The organism is Actinoplanes sp. NPDC051343 (assembly GCF_044455125.1).
In the GTDB taxonomy this organism is placed as follows: domain Bacteria; phylum Actinomycetota; class Actinomycetes; order Mycobacteriales; family Micromonosporaceae; genus Actinoplanes.
Genome location: NZ_JBITEL010000002.1, coordinates 612,703 through 635,579 on the forward strand (window position 1 = coordinate 612,703; position 22,877 = coordinate 635,579).

General features: G+C 70.7%; 19 protein-coding genes and 1 pseudogene. 11 read left to right on the plus strand and 9 right to left on the minus strand.

The genetic code is table 11. The features are described from left to right. Positions 1 to 61 precede the first annotated feature (61 nt). On the plus strand, positions 62 to 1,246 hold the full coding sequence (locus ACIA5C_RS09800) for an MFS transporter (RefSeq protein ID WP_396052914.1): 1,185 nt from the start codon (positions 62 to 64) through the stop codon (positions 1,244 to 1,246). Here the strand turns inward: ACIA5C_RS09800 and ACIA5C_RS09805 are convergent. Next, positions 1,194 to 4,601: a bifunctional proline dehydrogenase/L-glutamate gamma-semialdehyde dehydrogenase gene (locus tag ACIA5C_RS09805; RefSeq protein ID WP_396052915.1), complete on the minus strand. Its 3,408-nt coding sequence runs from the start codon at positions 4,599 to 4,601 to the stop codon at positions 1,194 to 1,196. The two genes, ACIA5C_RS09800 and ACIA5C_RS09805, sit on opposite strands and share 53 nt — an antisense overlap. Before the next feature lie 91 nt (positions 4,602 to 4,692). On the opposite strand from ACIA5C_RS09805, the gene ACIA5C_RS09810 reads away from it, so the two are divergent. The 3 genes from ACIA5C_RS09810 to ACIA5C_RS09820 all read left to right on the plus strand — a co-directional run bounded on the left by ACIA5C_RS09810 (position 4,693) and on the right by ACIA5C_RS09820 (position 7,174). Beyond that, positions 4,693 to 5,592, plus strand: a complete 900-nt coding sequence (locus ACIA5C_RS09810) for a LysR family transcriptional regulator (RefSeq protein WP_396052916.1) — start codon at positions 4,693 to 4,695, stop codon at positions 5,590 to 5,592. Between the two features lie 40 nt (positions 5,593 to 5,632). Further along, the gene (locus tag ACIA5C_RS09815; RefSeq protein WP_396052917.1) at positions 5,633 to 6,625 is read left to right on the plus strand and encodes a LacI family DNA-binding transcriptional regulator; all 993 of its coding nucleotides are present in this window, start codon (positions 5,633 to 5,635) and stop codon (positions 6,623 to 6,625) included. 105 nt (positions 6,626 to 6,730) lie between these two features. After that, positions 6,731 to 7,174 (plus strand): SRPBCC family protein, encoded by a 444-nt coding sequence (locus ACIA5C_RS09820; protein ID WP_396052918.1) that lies wholly within the window; start codon positions 6,731 to 6,733, stop codon positions 7,172 to 7,174. On the opposite strand, the gene ACIA5C_RS09825 is transcribed toward ACIA5C_RS09820, so the two are convergent. Both ACIA5C_RS09825 and ACIA5C_RS09830 read right to left on the minus strand, forming a co-directional pair. Continuing rightward, the gene (locus tag ACIA5C_RS09825) at positions 7,168 to 7,911 is read right to left on the minus strand and encodes a DUF6461 domain-containing protein (RefSeq protein ID WP_396052919.1); all 744 of its coding nucleotides are present in this window, start codon (positions 7,909 to 7,911) and stop codon (positions 7,168 to 7,170) included. The genes ACIA5C_RS09820 and ACIA5C_RS09825 overlap by 7 nt on opposite strands. A gap of 71 nt (positions 7,912 to 7,982) precedes the next feature. Next, positions 7,983 to 8,579 (minus strand): TetR/AcrR family transcriptional regulator, encoded by a 597-nt coding sequence (locus ACIA5C_RS09830; protein WP_396052920.1) that lies wholly within the window; start codon positions 8,577 to 8,579, stop codon positions 7,983 to 7,985. Positions 8,580 to 8,641: 62 nt separating this feature from the next. Between ACIA5C_RS09830 and ACIA5C_RS09835 the strand changes: the two genes are divergently transcribed. Further along, positions 8,642 to 10,021: an FAD-dependent monooxygenase gene (locus tag ACIA5C_RS09835; protein ID WP_396052921.1), complete on the plus strand. Its 1,380-nt coding sequence runs from the start codon at positions 8,642 to 8,644 to the stop codon at positions 10,019 to 10,021. Positions 10,022 to 10,044: 23 nt separating this feature from the next. On the opposite strand, the gene ACIA5C_RS09840 is transcribed toward ACIA5C_RS09835, so the two are convergent. From ACIA5C_RS09840 to ACIA5C_RS09850, 3 genes are all read right to left on the minus strand, one after another. Beyond that, complete coding sequence (locus tag ACIA5C_RS09840) at positions 10,045 to 11,586, minus strand: glycosyltransferase family 39 protein (RefSeq protein WP_396052922.1); 1,542 nt, start codon at positions 11,584 to 11,586, stop codon at positions 10,045 to 10,047. A 165-nt stretch (positions 11,587 to 11,751) separates the two neighbouring features. Continuing rightward, positions 11,752 to 12,996 carry an acyltransferase family protein gene (locus ACIA5C_RS09845; protein WP_396052923.1) on the minus strand — a complete coding sequence of 415 codons (1,245 nt, stop codon included), beginning with the start codon at positions 12,994 to 12,996 and terminating at the stop codon, positions 11,752 to 11,754. Positions 12,997 to 13,094: 98 nt separating this feature from the next. Continuing rightward, positions 13,095 to 14,066 (minus strand): zinc-binding dehydrogenase, encoded by a 972-nt coding sequence (locus ACIA5C_RS09850; RefSeq protein ID WP_396052924.1) that lies wholly within the window; start codon positions 14,064 to 14,066, stop codon positions 13,095 to 13,097. Between the two features lie 149 nt (positions 14,067 to 14,215). Here ACIA5C_RS09850 and ACIA5C_RS09855 point away from each other — a divergent pair, with 149 nt between their 5' ends. The 4 genes and pseudogenes from ACIA5C_RS09855 (at position 14,216) to ACIA5C_RS09870 (ending at position 16,390) form a co-directional block, all read left to right on the plus strand. Then, a complete protein-coding gene (locus ACIA5C_RS09855; protein WP_396052925.1) occupies positions 14,216 to 14,986 on the plus strand; it encodes a helix-turn-helix transcriptional regulator in 771 nt (256 codons plus the stop codon). Between the two features lie 293 nt (positions 14,987 to 15,279). After that, positions 15,280 to 15,423: pseudogene (locus ACIA5C_RS09860) on the plus strand (PIN domain-containing protein); the annotation flags it as partial. 344 nt (positions 15,424 to 15,767) lie between these two features. Next, complete coding sequence (locus ACIA5C_RS09865) at positions 15,768 to 16,019, plus strand: type II toxin-antitoxin system Phd/YefM family antitoxin (protein ID WP_396052926.1); 252 nt, start codon at positions 15,768 to 15,770, stop codon at positions 16,017 to 16,019. Further along, positions 16,019 to 16,390, plus strand: a complete 372-nt coding sequence (locus ACIA5C_RS09870; protein ID WP_396052927.1) for a type II toxin-antitoxin system VapC family toxin — start codon at positions 16,019 to 16,021, stop codon at positions 16,388 to 16,390. The genes ACIA5C_RS09865 and ACIA5C_RS09870 overlap by 1 nt, the downstream gene beginning before the upstream one ends. A gap of 288 nt (positions 16,391 to 16,678) precedes the next feature. On the opposite strand, the gene ACIA5C_RS09875 is transcribed toward ACIA5C_RS09870, so the two are convergent. Then, positions 16,679 to 17,608, minus strand: a complete 930-nt coding sequence (locus ACIA5C_RS09875) for an NAD(P)-dependent oxidoreductase (protein WP_396052928.1) — start codon at positions 17,606 to 17,608, stop codon at positions 16,679 to 16,681. A 60-nt stretch (positions 17,609 to 17,668) separates the two neighbouring features. Here ACIA5C_RS09875 and ACIA5C_RS09880 point away from each other — a divergent pair, with 60 nt between their 5' ends. Beyond that, on the plus strand, positions 17,669 to 18,739 hold the full coding sequence (locus tag ACIA5C_RS09880; protein WP_396052929.1) for a phosphatidylserine/phosphatidylglycerophosphate/cardiolipin synthase family protein: 1,071 nt from the start codon (positions 17,669 to 17,671) through the stop codon (positions 18,737 to 18,739). On the opposite strand, the gene ACIA5C_RS09885 is transcribed toward ACIA5C_RS09880, so the two are convergent. Beyond that, positions 18,730 to 19,653, minus strand: a complete 924-nt coding sequence (locus ACIA5C_RS09885) for an alpha/beta hydrolase (RefSeq protein WP_396052930.1) — start codon at positions 19,651 to 19,653, stop codon at positions 18,730 to 18,732. The genes ACIA5C_RS09880 and ACIA5C_RS09885 overlap by 10 nt on opposite strands. Then, entirely contained in the window at positions 19,650 to 21,746 is a 2,097-nt protein-coding gene (locus tag ACIA5C_RS09890) for a serine/threonine-protein kinase (RefSeq protein WP_396052931.1), read from the minus strand. The genes ACIA5C_RS09885 and ACIA5C_RS09890 overlap by 4 nt, the downstream gene beginning before the upstream one ends. A 32-nt stretch (positions 21,747 to 21,778) precedes the next feature. On the opposite strand from ACIA5C_RS09890, the gene ACIA5C_RS09895 reads away from it, so the two are divergent. After that, complete coding sequence (locus ACIA5C_RS09895; RefSeq protein WP_396052932.1) at positions 21,779 to 22,666, plus strand: LLM class flavin-dependent oxidoreductase; 888 nt, start codon at positions 21,779 to 21,781, stop codon at positions 22,664 to 22,666. Positions 22,667 to 22,877 lie beyond the last annotated feature (211 nt).

Below are 22,877 nucleotides of genomic sequence, written 5' to 3' on the forward strand. Positions count from 1 at the left end.
CCCTAGGTTGTGGGTGCGGTTGTTGGACCACCGAGCCGGCCGGCTGATCTGATCCCCGGCCATGGGCAGATCGTTCCGCCGGCTGTGGTCCGCGTTCGCGATATCGACGGCCGGCACGTGGCTGGGTTTCGGGGCTTTTCCGCTGATCGCGATCCGGGTGTTCCACAGCGGACCGGCCGCGATCTCGGCCTTGGCCGCCGCGAGCACGGCCGCCGGGGCGGTTCTCGCCATGCCGCTCGGCCCGTGGGTCGAGGCTCGCCGGAAACGTACCGTGATGATCGCCGCGGACGTCCTGCGCTTCGCCGCCCTGGTGAGCGTGCCACTCGGCTACGCCGCCGGCTGGCTCACCTTTCTACAACTGATCGTTGTATCGACTGTCAGCACCGCCGCGAGCATCGCGTTCACGGCGGCGAGCGACGCCTATCTCAAGGACCTCGTCGCGCCGGACCACCTGCTGAGGGCCAACGCCCGCTTCGAGTCGACCGCCTGGACCGCGATCGCGATCGGCCCGGCGCTCGGCGGGGCGGCGATCGGCCTCTTCGGCCCGGTGGTCACGGTCGCGGCGAACGCGTGCGGATTTCTCCTCTCGGCGGCCGGCATCGCGGCCATCCGAGGAGGTGCCTCCGAAGGGGCCATCAGAAAGGCCGACGTGAGAGAAGCCGACCGATACACGATGGATCGCGACCTACGCACCCTGTTCCTCAACACCGTGACCGTCAACGCCCTCGTCCTGGCCACGGAACCGCTGCTCGCCGTCCTCCTGCTGGGCGACCTCGGCTGGCCGCCCTGGCAGTACGGCCTCGCATTCGGGCTGCCCTGCGTCGGCGGCCTCCTCGGCGCCCGGCTGACGCAGCGCGTCCGGCACCGGCGCAGGACGCTGCGGACGGTCGGCGTACTCCGCGCTCTGTGGCCGATCGGCCTGGCCTTCACGATGCCCGGCACACCCGGGGTGATACTGGTGATCGCGATCGAGTTCGCCGTGATCACCTGCTTCGGCGTCTACAACCCGCTGCTCGCCACCGAACGGCTCGAACGCATCCCCGCCGACCATCTCGGACGCGTGCTGGTCAGGTGGAACGCCGTCAACTCGGCCGTGGTCGCCGTCTGCACGGCACTCTGGGGAGTCCTGGCCGCGCTGACCACGACGAGAGTCGCGATCGGCGCGGCCGGGGCACTCCTGCTGCTGACGCCGATCAGAGGACGTCGTAGGCCAGACGATCCGGGTTGCCGAAACGGTGCGCGGTGATGCTCACGGCCTGTTCGCGTACGAAAACAAGTAGCTCGATCCGCCCGGCCTCGGTGACCGGCCCGGCCCAGACCGCCAGGTCGGGCCGGCCGTCGGTGGCGGCCGCCAGCGCAGCGGCCGAGCCACCGATGAGCCGCACCCGCCCCGCGGTGAGGCCCGCCGCGAAGGTCGCGTCGTCCTCGACGGTCGTCTCGATGGGCAGCGCCACCGGCGACGCCACCGAGACCTTCAACGGCGCACCGGACAGCAGGCCGGCCGCCACGACCCGCACCAGCGCGGCCACCGAGCCGTCCGCAGCCAGCCGGATGGTCACCGGGTGCGGCAGGTAGCGCAGCACGTTGCGCTCGGCGCTCAACCCCGACACGTCGGCCGCCGTGCCGAACGAGCGCTCCCACGCCGCCGCGTCGCTGCGCGCCGCGCGGGTCACAAAGGCGAGGTCGGTCGGGCTGAGCGTTTCCCGGGCGGCTTGAAGGAGCGTACGCACGGAAGCCGTCCCGATGGACCCGTCGGCGCCGGAAGGCGCGGACCGCCAGCCGCTGAGGCCGACCAGATAGTTGGGTCCGCCCGCCTTGGTGCCCGGTCCGACCGCCGACCGCTTCCACCCGCCGAACGGCTGCCGCCGCACGATCGCGCCGGTGATGCCGCGGTTGACGTAGAGGTTGCCGGCCTGGACCCGGTCGATCCAGGTGCGCACCTCGTCCTCGTCGAGCGAGTGGATGCCCGAGGTGAGGCCGAAGTCGACGTCGTTGACCAGGTCGATCGCCTCGTCGAGGGTGTCGGCGGTCATGATGCCGAGGATCGGACCGAAGTATTCGATGCGGTGGTAGTCGGAGCCCCGGCGTACGCCGTCCCGGATGCCCGGCGTCCACAGTTTGCCGTCCTCGTCCAACTGCGACGGCTTGAGCAGCCACTTTTCGCCCGGCCCGAGCTTGGTGAGCCCGTCCAGGAGTTTGCCGGCGGCTGGTTCGACGACCGGGCCGACCTGGCTGCGCGGGTCGCTGGGCAGGCCGACGGTGAGCGACGAGGCGGCGTCCAGCAGCTGGGTGCGGAACCGCTTGGAGGTGGCGACCGAGCCGACCAGCACGACCAGCGAGGCGGCCGAGCACTTCTGGCCGGCGTGGCCGAACGCGGACGCGACCACGTCCTTGACCGCGAGGTCGAGGTCGGCGCTCGGGGTGACGACGATGGCGTTCTTGCCGCTGGTCTCGGCGAGCAGCGGCAGGTCCGGGCGGAACGACCGGAACAGCTCGGCCGTCTCGTAGGCGCCGGTCAGAACCACTCGCTCGACCAGCTCGTGAGAGATCAGCTCCTTGCCGAGGCCCTGCTCCTGGACCTGCAGCAGGGTGAGCACCCGCGGGTCGTCCAGCACCGACCGGACGATCGATGCCAGCACCGCGCCGCAGCGCTCGGCCGGGCCGGCCGGCTTGATCACGACCGCGGAGCCGGCGGCCAGGGCGGCCAGCATCGAGCCCGCCGGGATGGCGACCGGGAAGTTCCACGGCGGCGTGACCAGCGTGAGCCGGACCGGGACGTGGGTGGCGCCGTCGACCTGGTCGAGTTCGCGGGCCAGTTCGCCGTAGTAGTGCGCGAAGTCGATCGCCTCGGACACCTCGGGGTCGGCCTGGTCGACGGTCTTGCCGGCCTCGGCCGCCATCACCTCGATCAGTTCGTCGCGGTGTTCTTCCAGAGCGTCGCCGATGCGGTGCAGGACGTCGCCACGGATCGCGCCGCTCAGGGCGCCCCAGGCGGTGCCGGCCTCGGCGGCGCCGGCCAGCACCTCGTCGAGCAGGCCCTCCTCGGCGATGCGGGCGGCGTCGATCGCGTCGATGCCGATCTTCGAGTCGCGGGCCCTCTGCAGGATCGACCGGATCCGGGCGCGGTTCGTCGCGACCGCCGGGTCGGTGTCGGGAGTGTTGTCGAAGTGGCCCGGTCGCGGCGGTGCCACGGCCGCGTAGCGGTCGGCGACCCGGTTCGGTGCCGGGACCTGGTCGTCGAGACCGGCCAGGGCGGCCAGGAAACGGTCCTGTTCGCGGGCGAACAACTCCTCGTCCCCCGACAGGTCGAACACCGCCGACATGTAGTTGTCGGTGCTCGCACCCTCCTCGAGACGCCGCACCAGATAGGCGATCGCGACGTCGAACTGCTCCGGGCGTACGACCGGTGTGTAGAGCAACAGGCCGCCGACCTCGCGGCGTACCACCTCGGCCTGGCCCTCGGCCATGCCGAGGAGCATCTCGAACTCGACCCCGTCGCGGACGCCTCGGCGTCCGGCCAGCAGCCAGGCGTACGCGACGTCGAACAGGTTGTGACCCGCCACGCCGAGCCGCACGTTGCGGATGCGGTCGGGGTGCAGCGCCCAGTCGAGGACCCGCTTGTAGTTGGTGTCGGTCTCGCGCTTGCTGCCCCACGTGGCGAGGGGCCAGCCGTGCAGCGAGGACTCGACCTGCTCCATCGGGAGGTTGGCCCCCTTGACCAGGCGTACCTTCACGCCCGCGCCCCCTCGGGCACGCCGGGCGGCCGACCATTCCTGAAGCCGCATCATCGCGGCCATCGCGTCCGGAAGGTAGGCCTGCAGCACGATGCCGGCCTCGAACTGTTCGAACTCGGGCCGGTCGAGCAGGCGGGTGAAGACCGCGATCGTGAGGTCGAGGTCCTTGTATTCCTCCATGTCGAGGTTGACGAACTTCGGTGTCTTCGCGGTCGCGGCCAGCGTGAACAGGGGCGTGAGCTGCTCGACGATGTCGTCGACCGCCTCCTCGAACGCCCACGCGCTGTGCGGCGGCACGGTCGCCGACACCTTGATCGACACGTAGTCGACGTCGTCCCGGGCCAGGAGCCGCTCGGTCTCGGTCAGGCGCCGCCGGGCCTCGCCGCGCCCGAGAACCGCCTCGCCCAGCAGGTTGATGTTGAGCCGGACGTCGTTGCGGTGCAGCTTCTTCAGCGCTTTTCCGAGCTTCGCGTCGGTCGCGTCGACGACGAGGTGGCCGACCATCCGGCGCAGCACGCGACGGGCGATCGGCACGACGACGCCGGGCAGGGCCGGCGCGAGGCCTCCGCCGAGGCGGACGGCCGCCCGCAACGGGACGGGCAGGAAGCCGGGTGCCGCGGGCGCCAGCTCCCGGAGGGCTTTCGCGCTGACGCGTACGTCCTCGGGCCTGATCACCCCGTCGACGAAGCCGACCGCGAACTCCAGCCCCTTCGGGTCGCGCAGCAGGCCGGCCAGCTGGGCCGCCGAACCGTCGACCGGAATCTTGGCCGCCTCCCGGAGCCAGCGGCGCACCAGCGCGATCGCCTCGTGGGCGAGTTCGTCAGTTTCCGGCGCGGGGGTGACCGGCCGGTCGTCGGTGTCATGCATGCGACAAGTCTCGATCCACGTTTGCATCAGGAAAAGCGATGATTCGTGACGGGTATTCTTCAGTTCTACTTACCCTTTGGGAGCCGTTCCCATGCTCGAGATCCGCCGCCTCGTGCTCCTGCGCGAACTCGCCGTCCGGGGCACCCTGGCCGCCGTCGCCGAGGCCCTCAACTTCTCCCCGTCCGCAGTGTCGCAGCAGCTCAGCCTGCTCGAGAAAGAAGCCGGAACCCCGCTGCTCCGCAAGGCCGGCCGCCGCCTGCAGCTGACGCCGCAGGCCGAGGTCCTGGTCGACTCGGTGGCCGAGGTGCTCGACACCCTCGAACGCGCCGAGGCCCGCCTGCACGCCGCGTCGACCCGGGTCAGCGGCACGGTCCGGGTGGCGGTCTTCCAGTCGGCGGCGCTCGCCCTGATGCCGGCCACGTTGCGTTCGCTGGCGGAGCACTACCCCGACGTCCGGGTCGAGATGGTGCAGCGGGAGCCCGAGGAGGCCCTGCGCGAGACCTGGGCCCGCGACTTCGACATGGTCATCGCCGAGCAGTACCCGGCCCACGCCGCCCCACACCATCCCGGCCTCGACCGCCGCCCGCTGACCACCGACGAGATCCGCCTCGCCCTGCCCGCCGCGGCGGCCTCCCTGCACCCGGTCGACTCGCTGTCCACGGCCCGCGACATGCCCTGGGTGATGGAGCCACGCGGCGCCGCCTCCCGGCACTTCGCCGAGCAGCTGTGCCGCGGCGCCGGCTTCGAACCGGACGTCCGCTACGAGACGGCCGACCTCCAGGCGCACATCCGGCTGGTGGAGTCGGGCAATGCGGTCGCCCTGATCCCGGACCTGGTGTGGGCCGGCCGCTCGACGTCCTGCCGCCTGCTGACCCTCCCCGGCACCCCGCACCGCACGATCTTCACTGCCCAGCGCGTGGCAGGCGCCGCGTCGCCGGTCGCCCGTGCCTTCCGCGCGACCCTCGAGGCCGCCGCCGCGGTGGACCGCTGACCGGGCAGGAATGTCGGGGGTCAGGATTAGACTGCGCGGCGTGTCCCACAAGAGACCTACCGTCAACGACGTCGCCGCCGCGGCGGGAGTCTCCAAGGCCGCCGTCTCCCGCGTCATCAACAACGCGCCCGGCGTCGCCGCGCACACCCGCGAACACGTGCGCGCCGTCATCGGCCGCCTCGGCTACCGCCCCGACCCGACCGCCCGCGCCCTCGCCTCCGGCCACGGCGACGCCATCGACCTGGTCGTGGTGGAGGAAAGCGCCTCCCGGTTCGGCGCCAACCCGTTCTACAGCCGCGTCACCACCGGGCTGCTGGAAGGCATCGCCGGCACCGACGCCCACGTGGGCCTCCACGTGGTCGACGAGGCCGGCGCCCCCGCTCTTCTGGCCCGGGTCGCCGAGTCGGTGAGCCTCGGCGTCCTGCTGGTCAACGTGACACCCGAGCTGGGCGGCGAGTTCTACGCCCGCTGCACCCGCGTGGTCTCGATGGGCCGCTCCGCCCCCGGCGTCCCGTCGATCGTGCCCGAGAACGCCGACGGCGCGTGGGCCGCCGTCCGCCACCTCTACGAGACCGGCCGCCGCCACATCGCCGCCGTCCACGGCCCCGACCGCAGCCCGTGCGCCGTCGACCGCCGCACCGGCTACCACGCCGCGATGGACGAGGTCGGCCTGCCCGCCCGCTCCTACGTCGGCCCGTTCCGCCGCGAGACCGGCTACGAGCAGGTGCGCCGCCTCCTCGTCCAGGACCCGGACATCGACGCCGTCTTCGTCGGCTGCGACCTGATGGCCACCGGCGCCATGCAGGCCCTGGCCGAGGCGGGCCGCCGCATCCCGCACGACGTGGCCGTGGTCGGCTTCGACGGCAGCCTGATCACCGCGCTGACCATCCCGCCGCTCTCGTCGGTCCACCAGCCGGTCGAGCAGATGGCCGCGGCCGCCACCCGCGCCCTGGTCGACCACGAGGCGGTCTTCTCCTGGCGCCGCACCTTCCCGACCACGCTCGAGGTCCGCGCCAGCTCGGCCGCCGCCTGACCATCGACCGCATTCCGGCCGCTCGGCGAAGGAAGCCGCGAACCCGCCGCCACCGGGCGTGGCCGGGCGTGCGCGAGACGGCCGCCTCCCGATAGGTTGTCGGGCGTGACCGATCAGGTGGTGACCGCCGGCCGCGACATCGCCGCGAGCGCGGCAGAGATCTTCGAGCTCATCGCCGACCCGGCGCGGCAGCCGGCGTGGGACGGCAACGACAACCTGGCCCGCTGCGCGCAAGGGCAGCGGGTGCGGGCCACCGGCGACGTCTTCGTCATGGAGCTGACCACCGGCTCGGTGCGGGAGAACCACGTCGTCGAGTTCGACGAGGGCCGGCGCATCGCCTGGCGTCCGAGCGAGCCGGGCCAGACCCCGCCCGGCCATCTGTGGCGCTGGGTGCTCGAGCCGATCGGCGACCGCAGCACCCGCGTGACGCACACCTACGACTGGACCCGGCTGCGCGACGAGAAGCGTCTCGTGCGGGCCCGGGCGACCACCGCGGACAAGCTCCGGGCTTCGCTCGACAGTCTCGCCACGCTCGCCGAGCGTCAATAGCCGCCGGTCTTCCGCTGCTGCCCGGTGCCCGCGGTGCCGGCGGTGCCCGCGGTGCCGGCGGTGGACGCGACCGCCGCGGCCAGATAGGTGGAGTCCCGCAGCAGGGCCCGGGTCAGCGGGACGCCGGTCACGCGTTCGGTCAGCGCGAGCGTCGCCGGCTCGGGCTGCGCCCGGGTGGGCTCGGCCAGGGTCGGGTTGAGGCCGACCGCGCGCATCTCGTCGGCCAGCAGGTCCGGCTGGGCGCCGGCCCGGTCGGGCGGGTAGCCGGGATCGAAATCGACCAGGATCGTGCCGTCCGAGGCGAGCACGAACCGGTCGGCGGCCCGGTCGTTGTGCGCGTACGCCACCAGCCGCGTCCCCTTGGACAGCTTGCCGATCGTGTCGTCGGCCGCGCCGACCGCGGTGACCGACTCCTCGACCATGAGCGCCCAGCCGTGTGCGCGGGTGACGGCCAGGACGGTCTCGTTCTTCCTGGTGCCCGGCAGCGTGCTCCAGCCCGCCGCGGGCCGTCGCCGTTGCCCGAGCCGCCGGCCGGCGGCCCGGGTGACGACCTCGGCCGGTGACAGACCTTCGATCCAGGTGAGGACGTAGACGCCGCCGAGCCCACTCCCGCCGGTGAACCAGGCGTACGTCGAAGGCGGAAGCGATGGCACCACCGCGACCTCGGGCCGGGATGCGGAGCATCCCGCGGGCAGCAGCAACGCGGCCGCACCGGCCAGCACCCGGCGTCGGTGCATCCCGCCAGTAGATCACCGGCACCCGGCGCCGACCGCCCGTTTACTCCGATCCGGCGCCCACCTCGCAGCCCCTACCGCAGCTGGGCGAAGGCCAGATCGGCGTCGGCGAACGCCTCCGGGCGCACCGCCGCCGCCGTACGGCCGTCCGCGATCTTCTGCCAGTTGGCCCGGGCCAGCACCCGCTGCGTCACCAGCACCTGCGCCGCCCGCAGCCGGGCCGCGATGCCGCCGCCCAGCGCCACCGCCAGCGCCTCCTCGTCGGCCTGCACATACTGCGTGAGCCGCCCGGCGAGCGACGGGGTCGTGAAGACCAGCCGATGGAAGGCCACCACCGCGGGGTGGTCGTTCAGCCCGGTCACCGGGTCGAACGCATCCAGCCCGGCCCGGAAATGCTCGTGCAGTGCCGCGAGCGGCTCGAGGGGTTCCGGACGGCCGAGGACCACCCGCGCTGCCTCGCCCTGATGGTCGGCGAACCGGTGAAGGACCAGGTCTTCCTTGGTCGCGAAGTACCGGAAAAGGGTCGGCTTCGACACCTCGGCCGCCGCCGCGACGTCGTTGATCGACACCTGGTCGAACCCGCGCGCCAGAAACAGCGAGATGGCCGCATCGGCGATCGCATCGTGGGTGCGCGCCTTCTTGCGGGCCCTGAGCCCGGCCGGTTCGCTCACTCCGACACAGTAACAAACATTACCGGGTTGCCTTTTTAACTGAGTATCGGTTTACTGCCGGTGTGACAGACCTACTCGTAGCAGGCGCCGGCCCGACCGGCCTCACCCTTGCCTGCGACCTGGCCCGCCGCGGCGTCGAAGTCCGCATCGTCGACAGGTCGGCGGAGTTCCCCACCGGTTCCCGCGGCAAAGGTCTCAGCCCCCGCACCCTCGAGGTCCTCGACGACCTGGGCGTCATCGACAAGACCCTGGCGAGCGGCGTCACCCACCTGCCGCACCGCCGATACCGGGGCGCGGAGATCATCAGCGAGGTCGACCCGGAGGCGGGCCGCGAACCCACCGACGACATCCCGTACCCGGTCGGCCTCCTGATCCCGCAGTGGCGGGTCGAGCAGATCCTCCGCGAGCGCCTGGCCGGCCTCGGCGTCACCGTCGAACCGGCAAGCGAGTTGACCGGCCTCACCCAGGACACCGACGGCGTCACCGCCGCCGTCGGCGACACGACGATCAGAGCCCGGTACCTGGCCGCCTGCGACGGCGGCCGCAGCACCGTACGCAAGCTGCTCGGCCTGACGCTCCGCGGCGAAACCCCCGACGTCCAGCAGATGGACGTCGGCGACGTCGAGGTGGACGGCCTTTCCCGCGACGCCTGGCACCAGTGGCTGACCCCCACCGGCGGCATCATGCTGTGCCCGCTGCCCGGCACCCGGTCGTTCCAGGTGCAGGCGGCCGGGGGCGAAGGCTTCCAGCAGACCTTCGACCGCATCGCCGGCGTCCCCGGCGTACGCCTGCACGAACCGACCTGGCGCTCGACCTACCGCGTCCAGGTCCGCATGGTCGACCGCCTTCGCGCCGGCCGCGTCTTCCTGGCCGGCGACGCCGCCCACGTCCACCCGATCGCCGGCGGGCTGGGGATGAACACCGGCATCCAGGACGCGTACAACCTCGGTTGGAAGCTGGGCCTGGTCATCAAGGGGCAGGCCGGCGAGGGCCTGCTGGACACGTACGAACAGGAGCGTCTCCCGATCGCGGCCTCGCTGCTGAACATCACCTCGGAGGTCCTGACCGAGATCCTGGAATCGATCCGGCACCGGGGCGGCGGCCTGGACGCCGGCACCACCCACGACCTGAGCCAGCTCACCTTGAAATATCCCTGGAGCCGCCTCTCCCGCCAGACCGTCGACCACCCCGGCACGCCCCGGGCCGGCGACCGCGCCGCCGACGGCCGGATCGGCGGCCGCCGGCTCTTCGACCTCTTCCGCGGCCCGCACTTCACCCTGCTGGGCCCACCCGCCGCCGAGTCCGGGACCTCAGCCTTGGTGCAGGCCCACGGCGTGGAGAACGCACAGACCCTGACCCTCGTCCGCCCCGACGGCTACCTCGGCCTGATCGCCGACCCGACCGACCTGAGCGCCGTCAGCCGGTATCTCGAAGATCTGTAGCGGCCCGCGGTCCAGTGGGTTGATCAGGTGGCCGCTCCGCACGGCTCGGCCGGCTGCCAGATCTCGTAACCGAGCGTGCGCCAGTGGTTCTGCCATCGACAGGTCGAGCGGGCGAGGGTTCCGTTCCGCGGATCGCCTGAACGGAACACATAAGCCGCAGTGGGGTCGGCCTCCACGGTGGCTCGATAAGGTAGGTAACGGTCGAACCCGGGGCGAAGGCTGTCTCCCGGTCCCTGGAACAGGACGGCGCAGACGATCTGCTCCCGGCTGATGAAGGTCAATCGGCCGCAGTCCAGGTAGCCGGCATAGATGCGGCTGATCCCGTGGCGCTGCAGCGCGTGGATCAATTGTCGATTGGTGGCCTCGTTCTGGCCGTGGGTCGCATCTCGAAACGCCTGGACCGTGCCCATGGTGAGGGAGAGGACAACCACTCCGAGGCTGCCTGCCCGCACGGCGCGGGCGAGCCGTGGGGCGTTTGAGAACAGCGCCCGCAGCGGCGCGATCAGCGCCGGCGTGGCGACAAGAATGCCGACGAGGTAACGGACGTTGTTCGCCGGTGCGACGCCCGGCGCGGGGCTCGCGGCAAAGGCGGCCGTGGTGAGGGCGGCACTGATCAGCATCGCGAGCCGGCCGTACAGCCGCGGTCGCCGGTCAGCACTCTCGTTGGTCGCGGACGCCGCCCCGCGGCGACGCAACGCCCGCAGCGCGCTGGTGATCCCGGCCGCCCAGAGCACGATAATGGCGATGCCCCACACCGTGGCGGCCGCGTTATCGGTCGGCGGCTGCCACCTTCCGTCAAAGCCGAGCGGCCACGCCGGAGGCGACTGCGGGTGCACTATCGCCGATCCGCCGGTGATATAGGCCAGGCTGGTGGTCACCGTGTTGGTCACCTGACTTGCCAGTCCGGCGGACCGGCCGCTGCCGAGTCCGGTGCCGCCGTGGACATACAGATCGATAAGCGTGGCCACCGAACTCTCGGCGTACGCATGGGTCAGGTCGTGAGCCAGCCACGGCACCGCGCCGACGATCAACCCGGCCGCCATCGACCACCCGCCCCAGGCCACCCGGCCGGTATTTCGCCGACAACCGAGCCACACCAAGGCACCCGAGGTAACCACGAACGGCGCGACCAGCATCGTGCTCCACAACCCGAGGCTGACCGTCAGACCCCAGCCGGCCAGCAGCCATCGCCGTGCGGAGTCTCCGCCGCGACCGGCCGTTTCCAGCAGTCGATGGCCGAGCAGCAGCAAAATGGCGCCGGCCAGCAGCGTCTCCGGAATCGCGCCCTCGGTCACCAGTTCGTAGCCGTAGAGCTCCCGCGAACCCAGCGCCAGCAAGCCGATGGAAACCAATGCCACCCCGGTGCCGTACAGCCGGCGCGCCAGGACGTACATCACCAGGAGGAAGACCAGGAACAAAAGGACCATGGGAACCCGCAACGCGACAAGCGACGGGCCGAACACCCGGAACACCGCGGCGGCAAGATAGGACTCGACGGAACCCATGTACGTCTGGCCGTACATGAAATTCGGAAAGTCGCGGCCCTCGGCGATGTGCATCGCCATCAGGCCCATGGTGCCCTCGTCGCTGTTGCTGCCCGGCCACTCCAGTGCAACGAGAGCAAACCGGATGACAGCGGCGGCAGATATCAGGATTGCCAGCGGTACGGCGGGGCCTGGCTTCTTCCACGGCCGGGGCCGATTAACCATCTTCCTCTCGCGTTCCGCTGCTCATGACGGTACCTGGTTCCGTCGGCGCGTGGCCGATAGGAGCGAGGTTGTCGCCATGCCGACCTCTCGCCATGACCGATAGCGTTGAAAGGGAAGCTCGAACAATTTTGCGAAGCCCCACGCGAACGTAATCGAAAGCACGAGACCAAGGCCCAGCGTCAGCAAAAATGCATCCACTCCACGCCCGGCATACGGCCTCACCAATTTCCGGCTGATGATCATGACGATCGGGAGGTGCACGAGGTAAAGGCTGTAGGAAAAGGAGCCCAGGGATCGCATGGGCCTGGTGTCGAGCAGCCGGCGCAGCGAAACCGCCGTTCCCGTCGCCACCGACATGATCAGGAAGACCATCGCCGGAATGACGGCCAGATCGATCCAGAAGTAGTGGTGCACCGTCCAGACCGACCCCCGTACGACGATGACCGCTGCCACCGGAGCGGCAGTTGCCACCGCCGGCCAGTGCCAGGGGATCCGGCGGATCCGTTCCGAAGCAGTGACCACACCGGCCGCGACCACGCCGGCGACGAACACGGGCGCGAGGGACACCACCAGGTGATTGGATCCCTCCACCGGATTGGCGTCCGGCGCGAGCAGGCCATGGACAACCAGCGGGACGAACGCGAACGCCAGCACGCCGAACGCGCCGATCCGCCGTCGCAGCAGAATCAGCAGGGGGAACACGACGTACAGTTCGGCTTCCACGGCGATCGACCAGAACGCGCCGTTGGGAGTCGGCGCCCAGAAGACGTCCTGCAGCATCGACGCGTAGATGACGGTGGCCCGAGCCGTCGGCGGACCATGGTGCGACGCGGCGACAACGTTGTAGCCGACCCAGATGCTGAACAGCAACGCCGCCCAGTACGGCGGCAGGATCCGCCATGCCCGCCGGCGCGCGAACGCGGCGACGCTGCCCAGCCGCCAGCCCTTCGCCGCTGGTGAGAGGGCCAGCGAGAAACCGGACAGGGCGAGGAAGAGCACGACGGCCAGGCGTCCGTACATGAACACCCCGGTCCACGCGGGACCACGGTTGGCCGGGAAGCCAGCAAAGGTCAACAGCCAGCAATGGAACATGAGCACGTATACCGCAGCGAGACCACGCAGCCCGTCGAGGCCGGCAACCCGCCGCGGTGCCGCCCTGTCCTCTTCCCCCGACTGGTCAGGTAGGTCCCGGGCGGCGAGGCCAGGCGATTTTTGCTCCGTCCCCGCAGTGGAGCCCAAGCTGTATGCCTCCGCATCGGTGATCATGGTGCTGCAGCCGGTCGCCATGCTTTGTCCGGCCCGCGTGCGTGAGTACGGCCCCGCGCGCCGGGCAGTTCAATCGCATTGCCTCAAGAACCACTTCGTCAGGGAACGAGGGTCACGAAGCCGAGGCCCGTCGTACGCTCCGCCAGTTCGAGGGCGGCCGCCGGGTCGCCCAGGCCGACCGTCAGCGGCTCGAGCGCGGAAAGGTCCAGCAGTCCGGAGCGGATCAGGTTCCACACCGTGGTCACCGTCTGGTCGTCGCTCATCCAGGAACCGCGCAGGGTGAGCCTGCGGCGCATCAGATCGCCGTACGGGATGGCGAGGTCCTGGCGTACGCCGCCGATGAGTACCAGAGTGCCGCGCCCCCGCAGGCTGTCGTAGGCCGCCATGGTCGCGTCCGCCGTCGGCGTGGCGCCGAGGGCGTCGAGGGCCACATCGACCGGGCCGATACCCGCCGCGTCGGTCGCGCGGTCGCCGGTCAGCCGGTGGGTGCGGACACGGGGGCCGAGCTCGCCCAGCCGGTTGAGAGCGTCGGTGTTGCGGCCGACCGCCGTCACCGTCGCGGCGCCCTCGGCGAGCGCCGTCAACACCGCCGCCCCGCCCAGCTGGCCGGTCCCACCGATCACCGCGACGTCGCGGCCGGCCGGCGGGCCCGCCGCGTGCAGGCCCGCGGCGGCGATGCAGAGCCACGGCAGAAACGACAGGCGAGCGAGGTCCGGGTAATTCTCCGCCCCGGGCAGCTTGACGAGCGTCTCCTTGGCGCAGAGCGCTCGCTCCGCGAAGACGCCGTCGTGCCACACGGTGCGAATACGAGCCGTACGCTCGCTGCCGGCGCCGGAGCCGCCCAGACCGACCCACCCGACCAGGATCTCGTCACCGCCACCCGCGTCGAGCAGCGCGGTGTCCACCACGACGTCACCAGGGGCCACGTGGAACACGTCGGGCGCTACGTCGATCACCCGCGCGATGCAGGCGGGACCGAGCGTAAGCGGCACGGGAAGGCCGCCGCGGTTACCCTTCACCACCATTTTCGTGTACGCCGGCAGATGCGCGGCGAGCACCTCCACGAGCACACCGCCGCCCTTCAAAGTCGGCGAGGGAACGTCGCGAAGGCATACGTCATTGTCTTCTGAAGCAACAGTCCAAGCACGCATGAACCAAGCTTCGTCGGACCTTAAAGTGGTATCCAGAGTCGCCTTATTCTAGTACTGGAGGTTCCAGGGTGAGCGTTGAGCTGGGCACCTTCCTGCGCAGCCGCCGGGAGCGACTGAGCCCGTCCGACCTGGGCCTGCCGTTCACCGGCCGCCGTCGCACGCCCGGACTGCGCCGGGAAGAGCTGGCCCTGCTGGCCGGCATCAGTGCCACCTGGCTCACCTACCTGGAACAGGGCCGCGACGTGTGCCCCTCGGGCCAGGTGCTCGACGCACTGGCCCGGGCGTTGCGCCTGACCGGCGCCGAGCACGAGCACCTGCGTCGCCTGGCCGGCGGCGAAGTGACGCCCGAGCCGGTCGCTGCGGAAGAGGCAGCGCCCGAGGTCGCGAGCGTTCCGGCATTGCTCGGCGACAACCCGGCGTACGTCACCGGCCTCTGCTACGACGTTCTCGCAGCCAACGACGCCGCGACCGAACTGTTCCGCGGCATGGCACCGGGCGGCAACGTCGTCCGCTGGATGTTCACCGAACCGGCCGCCCGCGAGATCCTGGTCGACTGGGAACCGGAGGCGCGCACCATCCTGGCCCGGCTGAGGGCGATCGCGGGACGGCATTCCGGTCACCCGCGCGTGATCCGGCTGGTGGCCGAGCTGTCGGAGGCCAGCCCGGAGGTACGCGAGTGGTGGCCCCAGTACGACATCCAGTTCAGCCACGCGGGCCGCAAACGCTTACGGCATCCCCGGCTGGGCGTGATCACCGTGTCCCACGCCGCGTTCCACGTCGCCGAACGAACCGAGCAGACGCTGGTGGTCTACCACCTCCCGCCCAGTGCAGGGCCGTGACCGAGCCACCGCACCTCCTCGCGACGCCAGTAACGCTCGCCGCTTGCTGAGGAAAAGGCAGCCCGCAATAACGCGAGACAACGCGAGCGCAGCTACCGCACCGTGGGGTCTCCGGAGGTCGGCCTCCTCGGCAGGCAACCGGAAGGCCCCGGTCCGCGCCTTCCGCGAAGGCACCGGCATGATCTTGCAGCGCAGGTGACGGTTGCTTACTTGAACATGGCAGAGTCCGCCATGGGGTTCAGGAACGAATTCACAAAGCTGTGCGGGCTGGGCACCTGGGATACAACCCTGTTCGCCACGCGAAGGCCCGACTTCCCCTGCTCCACCGCGACCCGTTCGACCGGATGCTGATAGCCCAGGCGAAAGCAGAACAGTTGACACTGGTAACCCGCGACCCGGAGATCGCGAAGTACGACCTGGAAATTCTGACGGCCTAACCTTTGCCATCCGGCCGCCCCGATCAACGCCAAGGGTTGCCTGGACTCATGGTCATGAACTGCTTGCCGCAGATGAGCAGTCGGACTTGGCGTTGCCTCGGCCCACCAAGTCGAGAAACGACAGCGGCACCACCCATCCGGGCGGCGCCGCTTCAGGTTCGGGTAAGAACCCTCTCGTGGAGCTGCTGTCGGCCTACTTGAACTCAGCCGACCACCTGACGAGACTCCGCGAAGCATCGCTGATCCCTGACGGTCAAGTAATCGACGGAGAGTGAACCTTCATCTCGGAGAGGCTAGCCGGTCCGTGTGGCACTGGACTAACCTCTTAGCTAAGGGAGGCCGCGATGTCGGATGCAGCTGCGCAGTTCAACATCCATGACGCGAAGACGAACCTTTCGCGGATCATCGACCGTGTCGAGCACGGCGAAGAGATCATCATCAGCCGTGCCGGCACACCGGTCGCCAAGGTGATCCCACTGCATCGCCGCGTAGAGAGGAAAGGCCGAGGCAGCCTCGCCGGCCAGCTCACCATGGCCGACGACTGGGACTCTCCCGACGTGAACGAGGCCATCACCCGAGACTTCGGGCTCGCTTGATGAGCCTGCTCCTGGATACGCACATCGTGCTGTGGTGGCTTTCGGACGACCCCACACTCGCCGGCGAAATCAAGAACCGGCTGGACCACGAGCCGGACGTCTACGTCAGTGCCGCGACGATCTGGGAAGTAGCGATCAAACAGTCGATGGGCAAGCTCAAGCCTGACGATCTCCCTGAGCGTGTCCGTGACAGCGGCTTCCGCCGTTTGGATATCACCGCCGAACACGGCATCGCAGCGGCCCGACTTCCCCTGCTCCACCGCGACCCGTTCGACCGGATGCTGATAGCCCAGGCGAAAGCAGAACAGTTGACACTGGTAACCCGCGACCCGGAGATCGCGAAGTACGACCTGGAAATTCTGACGGCCTAACCTTTGCCATCCGGCCGCCCCGATCAACGCCAAGGGTTGCCTGGACTCATGGTCATGAACTGCTTGCCGCAGATGAGCAGTCGGACTTGGCGTTGCCTCGGCCCACCAAGTCGAGAAACGACAGCGGCACCACCCATCCGGGCGGCGCCGCTGCGGGTTCAAGGGCGCAACCACCGCGCCGCGGGGCGTCCGGGGGCTCGGCCCCCGGAGTGAAATGACGAGGCGACCCGGTTCGCGCTTTCCGCGAACACGGGCCGCCATCGACTCGTGGAGGTGCCGGGAATCGAACTACGAGACCACGTGCGAAAGCGGCTTTCCGGCCACCAAGGCCTCGTAGTTGGAACGTATGCGGTCGGCTGCGCCCAGCGGCCGGCCGCCCGCCGCGTGGGGTGTGATCAGCACGTTCGGCTCGTCCCACAGGGGGGACGATGCGGGCAGCGGCTCGGTTTCGAAGACGTCGAGGGCCGCCCCGGCCAGGTGGCCGCCGCGGACGGCGGTGAGCAGGGCGGACTCGTCGACCGTGTTGCCCCGGCCCACGTTGACCAGCCACGCGTGGGCGGGCAGCAGGCCCAGGATCGACGCGTCGACGATGCGGGCCGTGGATGCCGTCGCCGGGAGGATGTTGATCAGGACGTCGGCGGTGGGGAGCAGTGCGGGCAGCGAAGACGCCGTCACAACCGGGAAGCCGTGGCGGGTGCCTGCGGACTGCGCCACCCCGGTCACCCGCGCGCCCAGGGCGGCCAGCAACGGCGCCAGGGTTGCCGCGATGCCGCCGAAACCCCAGACGACCACGTGGGCGTCCCGGAGCGTACGGAAGTTGGCGGTTTCCCGGACCGGCTGCAAGCCGCCCAGCTCGGCCGCCCAGCGGTGGCCGATCTGGGCGCGGACCAGGAGGTTGAGCCGGCGCGCCGCGGCCAGCACCAGTGCCAGCGTGTGCTCGGCGACCGTCTTGTCGTGCAGCCCGGCGCCCGAGGTGATCACGACGTGGGGCCCGAAACCGGCGGCCAGCACCGCGTCCGGGCCTGCGGCCAGGGTCTGCACCCAGCGCAGTTCGGTCAGGCGGGACGCGGCGTCGCGCAGCTGCCAGGCCGGGTTGCCCCAGGCGACCAGAACCTCGGCGTCCAGATGGTCGGCCGGGATGGGCTGGTCGACCGCGTAGGTCACCGCGCCGGGCAGGTCGAGGTCGAGCGGGATCGAGTCGGGCAGCAGGACCTTCATGGTCAACAGCCTGTCACCCAGTGGACTGCGCTTCAACCAGGGGCGTGCTGCTCTGAAGGCATGCTTGACGTTCTCCTGCTGCGTGACATCGAACACGGCGGCGATCAGGACCAGGCCGGCACCGTGGCCGCCCGGTTCGCCGGCTTCATCGACCGGGCGAAGTACTCGCTCGACCTCGCCATCTACGACTTCCGCCTCTCCCCCGCGCTCGCCGGCCCGGTCGTCGCCGCGTTGACAGCGGCCGCCACCCGGGGCGTTCAGGTGCGCCTCGCCTACGACGCCGGGAAGCCGGCCGGCGCCACCCTGGAAACGTTCGCCGCGCTGGGCGCCGACCCCGCGCCGGTCGGGACGGCCCAGTGGGTCCGGGAACATTTCGACGGGACCGCGGTGCAGACCAAGGCGATCACCGCCCCGTCGGGTCAGCTGATGCACTCGAAGTACATCGTGCGCGACGTCGGGCACCGGCTGGCCGCGGTGTGGACCGGGTCGGCGAACTGGACCGACGACGCCTGGAGCCGGCAGGAGAACAACCTGCTGACCATTCCGTCGCGGCCGCTCGCGGTCGGCTACCGGGCCGATTTTGATCAGTTGTGGGCGGCCGGGCGGATCACCGGCACGGGGGCCGGCGATGCCGGCACGACGACGGCGGACGGGGTCCGGCTGGGGTGGGATTTCGCGCCCGCCGACGGTACGGGCATCGACAGCTACCTGGTGCGGCAGGTCACGGCCGCGCGCCGCCGGATCGTGCTCGCCTCGATGGTGATCACGTCGCATCCGCTGCTCGCCGCCCTCGCCGACGCCATCGATCGGGGCGTCGACGTGTCGGGGGCGTACGACGGGGGTCAGATGGGTCCGATCGCCAAGCAGTGGCATGACACCGACGTGCTCGCCCACTGGAAGCTGCTCACGGATCATCTGGTCGGTAAGCCGTCCAAGCCGTACACGCCGACCAGCGTGCACGACTTCATGCACAGCAAGATCCTGGTGGCGGACGGGCACCTGGCGACCGGTAGCTACAACTTCAGCGCCAACGCTCAGCGGAACGCCGAGAATCAGCTGCAGTTCGTCAACACCAGGCTGGCCGACCAGTTCGCGGCCTACGCGGCCGCGATCGCCGAGACCTACAGGTGAGACGCCAGGAAGGCCGCGCCCTGCGCGGTGGCCGCCCGGGCGGCCGCGGTGTCCTTCAGCGCGTTCAGCATCACGAAGTCGTGCGTGATCCCGAGGTATCGCACCGCGGTCACGTCGACGCCGGCCGCGCGTAGCGACGCCGCGTAGGCCTCGCCCTCGTCCCGCAGGACGTCCGCTTCGGCGGTGACGACCAGGGCCGGCGGGAGTCCGGCGAGATCGGCGGCGGTCGCCCGGAGGGGCGACGCGGTTATTTCCGTACGCCGGGACGCGTCCGGCGCGTACTGATCCCAGAACCATTGCATGGCGTCGCGGCGAAGCCAGTAGCCGGTGGCGAATTCGCGGTACGACGGGGTGTCGAAGGCCGCGTCGGTGACCGGGTAGTAGAGCAACTGGGCGGCCAGCCGCGGGCCGCCCCGCTGCCCGGCGAGCAGGGCCACCGCCGCGGTGAGGTTGCCGCCCGCCGAGTCGCCGGCCACGGCCATCCGGGCGAAGTCGAGGCCGCGGCCGAACCCGTCGGTGGCGACCCAGTTGAGGGTGTTGTAGACCTCCTCGATCGCGGCCGGGTAGACCGCCTCGGGTGACCGGGAGTAGCTGACGAAGACGAAGGCCGCCCCGGACCGCGCGGTCAGCTCCCGCACCAGCCGGTCGTGGGTGCGCGTGCCCCCGACCACCCAGCCGCCGCCGTGCGTGTAGACCACCACCGGCAGCAGCCCCCGCGCTCCGGCCGGCCGGTAGATGCGGATCTTGACACCGGACGCGATGACCAGGTCCTCGACCGAGACCGACGGCACCTGGACGCCCGACTGCAGCGACTCGATGTGGCGGCGGCCGTCGGCGACCGGCACGTCGTAGGGGTAGGGCGGCCCGGCGGTGGCGGCGGCGAACTCCTGGGCGGCCGGTTCGAGGATCGTCATGGCGTGTACATCTCGGCCATCCGGGTGACCCGGCCGTCGGCGGTGCGGACGACGACCAGGCCGGGCGCGTTCTCCTTCAGCCAGGCGGCGAACGCCGACGACTTGGTGCGGCAGGTCCCGCCGCTGGTCATGTCGCCGGTGCATTCGCCCTGGCCGTCCGGGTCGTCGAACGTGTAGAGGTCGGGCCGGTCGGCCATCGGCAGGGTGATCTTGAGGTGGCTGTCGACGGTCGTCCACTCGGCCTCGCACTGCCCGCTGCTCTGCTTGATGTGGAACATCGTGCAGTAGTCAGGACCGGACATGAACAGGATCGGCTCGGCCACCACCGCATGCGCCGCCGAGTCGTACGCGTAAAGCTTGACCATCGAGGAGACGGCGCCCTTGCCGGAGAGGTCCTTGAACGTAACCGGCGTGCCGACGGTCGGCGACCTCAGGGCGACGTTCGCGAACGCGGCCGTCGAGTCGCCGCTGAGCACATCGTTGATCGTGCCTAGCTGCACCTGGCCGGAGGCGAGCTGCGGGTCGCTGAGCGGCAGGCTGACCACAGCCGCGCCGTCGACCGTCACGGTGGCCGTCCCGCCCTGCACCGACACGCCGGCCCGATGGGTCTGCCCGGGCTGGAAGGCGGTCGACGGCACCTTCTTCTCGCCGCTGATATCGTTGTCCTCGTCCAGCCCGATCCTGATCTCCTTCGGACAGAGCGAGACCTGGTAGCCGTTTCCCTGGACCATCCGCAGCCAGATCGCCGCGCAGGCCCCGGGGGTGACGACGGTGGCGTCGACCGCGATCGACTGGTCGCCGGCGAAGGTGTCGGCCGGGCCCCGGCAGTTGTAGGCGCTCGAGCCGTGGGTCGTCGCGAGCATGCGCCGGCCGTCGAACGAGCACCAGCCGTCGGCGTTGTCGGCGGGCTTGTCGGCTTTCCACTGGGCGGGCCGGTCGAGGGGGTCGATCAGCGACGGCCCCTGTACGCGCGGGGTGGCGGCGCGGGCCGTGACCGTGCTCGGCACCGAACCGGAGGACGGCGGGCCGGACGGGGTCACGAAACTCGGCTGCGGCGCCGTCCGGGACGATGTCGACGCGGCCAGAACATGCCCGGCGTACAGCCCGCCGACGGTCAGGGCCACGAGCGCGGTTGCGGCGACGCCCAGGAGACGGCCGGCCCGGCGGGGCCGGGCCGCGGCGTCCGTGCGTACGGGAAGGGGGCGCAACCGCCCGGAATGCGCGACCGCCTCGGCGGCCCGGCGAAGCTCGGGCCGCTGCTCCAGGACCGCGGGAGATTCCGTGGCGAGCAGGAGGTCGAGCAGCTCGTGCGCGGTCGGCCGGTCGGCCGGGTCCTTGGCCAGCGTCCGCTCGACCAGCTCGCGCAGCGGCGACGGGAGACCCGCGACCTCGGGGGGCTGGGTGAGGATGCGCGCCGCGGTGGCCGCCGGCGAATCGGCCTGGAACGGTGTGCGCCCGGTGCCCGCGTAGGCCACCACCGCACCCCAGGCGAAGACGTCGGCCGGCGGCCCGGCGGCGCGGTCGGACTCGGTGTCGAACCGCTCGGGCGCCATATAGGCGACAGTTCCCACCATCTGGTCGGTGCGGGTGTGCCGGCTGGTCGCCTCGAGCGCCCGCGCGATGCCGAAGTCGATGACTTTGGGCGTGCCGAGCGAGAAGAGCACGTTCTGTGGCTTGAGGTCGCGGTGGATCACCCCGGCGCCGTGGATGGCGGCCAGCGCGGTGGCGACACCGACCGCGACGCTCTGCAGCGTGCCGCCGGTCAGCGGGCCCTGCTCCTTGATCACCTCGGAGAGGCTGGGGCCGTCGACGTACTCGACGACCAGGTAGGGCGGCTCGTGGTCGGGGTCGGCGTCGAGCACCGCGGCCGTGCAGAAGCCGGGCACCTCGCGGGCCCGGTTGACCTCGCTGCGGAAGCGCCCGCGGAACTCGGTGTCCCACGCGTGCTCGGGCCGGATGACCTTGACCGCGACCAGGCGGCCGTCGGGCGCGCGGCCGAGGAAGACGGTGCCCATGCCGCCCTCGCCCAGCCGCCCGACCAGCTCATAGTCACCGAGGCGCTGCGGATCGCTCGGCCGGAGTGGACGCGTCACGCGCTGCACCATACCGGCCCTCGTCACGTGGCATGGTTGCTGTCATGCGACTCTCGATCTGGCCCGGCGCCGGGCAGCCCTACGAAGCGATTCTCGAGGCGGCCACGCACGCCGAGGAGACCGGCTGGGACGCGGTCTACATCGCCGATCACTTCATGCCCAACGCCGGTCCGGGCGTCGACGTCCGGCACCCGGTGCTCGAGGCGACCGCGCTGGTGGCGGCGCTCGGCGCGGCGGTACCCCGGGTCCGGATCGGCACGCTGGTGCTCGGCAACACCTATCGGCACCCGGCCGTGGTCGCCAACCTCGCCGCGACCCTCGACCGGATCACCGGCGGCCGCTTCGTGCTCGGCGTCGGCGCCGGCTGGCAGGTCAACGAGCACGAGCAGTACGGCATCGACCTGCCCCCGACCAAACAGCTGCTCGACCGGTTCGTCGAGGCGCTGCAGGTGCTGCGCGGACTGTTGCGCGACCCGGTGACCAGCTTCGACGGCACCTATTACCAGCTCGCCGAGGCGGTCAACGAGCCCAAGCCGGTGCAGGAGCCGCTGCCGATCCTGATCGGGGCGAAAGGCGAGAAGCGGATGCTCGGTGTGGTCGCGCAATATGCCGACCTCTGGAACGCCTGGGGCACCCCCGACCTGATCGCCCACAAGATGAAGGTGCTCGACGAGCACTGCGCCCGCATCGGCCGCGACCCGTCCGAAATCGATCGGACGGCGCAGGCCCTCACGGTGGTCGGCGGCTCCCGCCCCGACATCGACCGGCCGGTCATCGGCGGCTCGCGGGCCGATCTCGCCGCCTCGATCGAGCAGTACGAGGCGATCGGGCTGGACGAGCTGATCGTTCCGGACGCCATGCTGGGCACCGGCGCCGATCGACTGCGGGCGATGGACACGATCCGCTCGCTCGTGCGGTGACGCAGGTCACCTTCTTTACGTTTCCGCAGTGAGCGGCCGGGGCGCGACAGCCGAAGTTCGCCTGCCGGACGCGGATCTGTCGCACCCCGAACGTAGGTTCGGGCCGTAGTCGACCTCTGCTGTTCCCGACGAAGGGAGGGCCGGCCCGCCGGTGACCCGCCTCACTCATGACCCGGACCGGGGTAAGAATCCGCGGGAAGCCCGACACCAC

What these genes read in the sequence shown, in the direction of transcription:
- ACIA5C_RS09800 (WP_396052914.1), top strand. Translation starts at nt 62, where the DNA reads ATGGGCAGATCGTTCCGCCGGCTGTGGTCCGCGTTCGCGATATCGACG.
- ACIA5C_RS09805 (WP_396052915.1), bottom strand. Translation starts at nt 4,601, where the DNA reads ATGCATGACACCGACGACCGGCCGGTCACCCCCGCGCCGGAAACTGAC.
- ACIA5C_RS09810 (WP_396052916.1), top strand. Translation starts at nt 4,693, where the DNA reads ATGCTCGAGATCCGCCGCCTCGTGCTCCTGCGCGAACTCGCCGTCCGG.
- ACIA5C_RS09825 (WP_396052919.1), bottom strand. Translation starts at nt 7,911, where the DNA reads ATGCACCGACGCCGGGTGCTGGCCGGTGCGGCCGCGTTGCTGCTGCCC.
- ACIA5C_RS09840 (WP_396052922.1), bottom strand. Translation starts at nt 11,586, where the DNA reads ATGGCGATGCACATCGCCGAGGGCCGCGACTTTCCGAATTTCATGTAC.
- ACIA5C_RS09845 (WP_396052923.1), bottom strand. Translation starts at nt 12,996, where the DNA reads ATGATCACCGATGCGGAGGCATACAGCTTGGGCTCCACTGCGGGGACG.
- ACIA5C_RS09865 (WP_396052926.1), top strand. Translation starts at nt 15,768, where the DNA reads ATGTCGGATGCAGCTGCGCAGTTCAACATCCATGACGCGAAGACGAAC.
- ACIA5C_RS09870 (WP_396052927.1), top strand. Translation starts at nt 16,019, where the DNA reads ATGAGCCTGCTCCTGGATACGCACATCGTGCTGTGGTGGCTTTCGGAC.
- ACIA5C_RS09875 (WP_396052928.1), bottom strand. Translation starts at nt 17,608, where the DNA reads ATGAAGGTCCTGCTGCCCGACTCGATCCCGCTCGACCTCGACCTGCCC.
- ACIA5C_RS09880 (WP_396052929.1), top strand. Translation starts at nt 17,669, where the DNA reads ATGCTTGACGTTCTCCTGCTGCGTGACATCGAACACGGCGGCGATCAG.
- ACIA5C_RS09885 (WP_396052930.1), bottom strand. Translation starts at nt 19,653, where the DNA reads ATGACGATCCTCGAACCGGCCGCCCAGGAGTTCGCCGCCGCCACCGCC.
- ACIA5C_RS09895 (WP_396052932.1), top strand. Translation starts at nt 21,779, where the DNA reads ATGGTTGCTGTCATGCGACTCTCGATCTGGCCCGGCGCCGGGCAGCCC.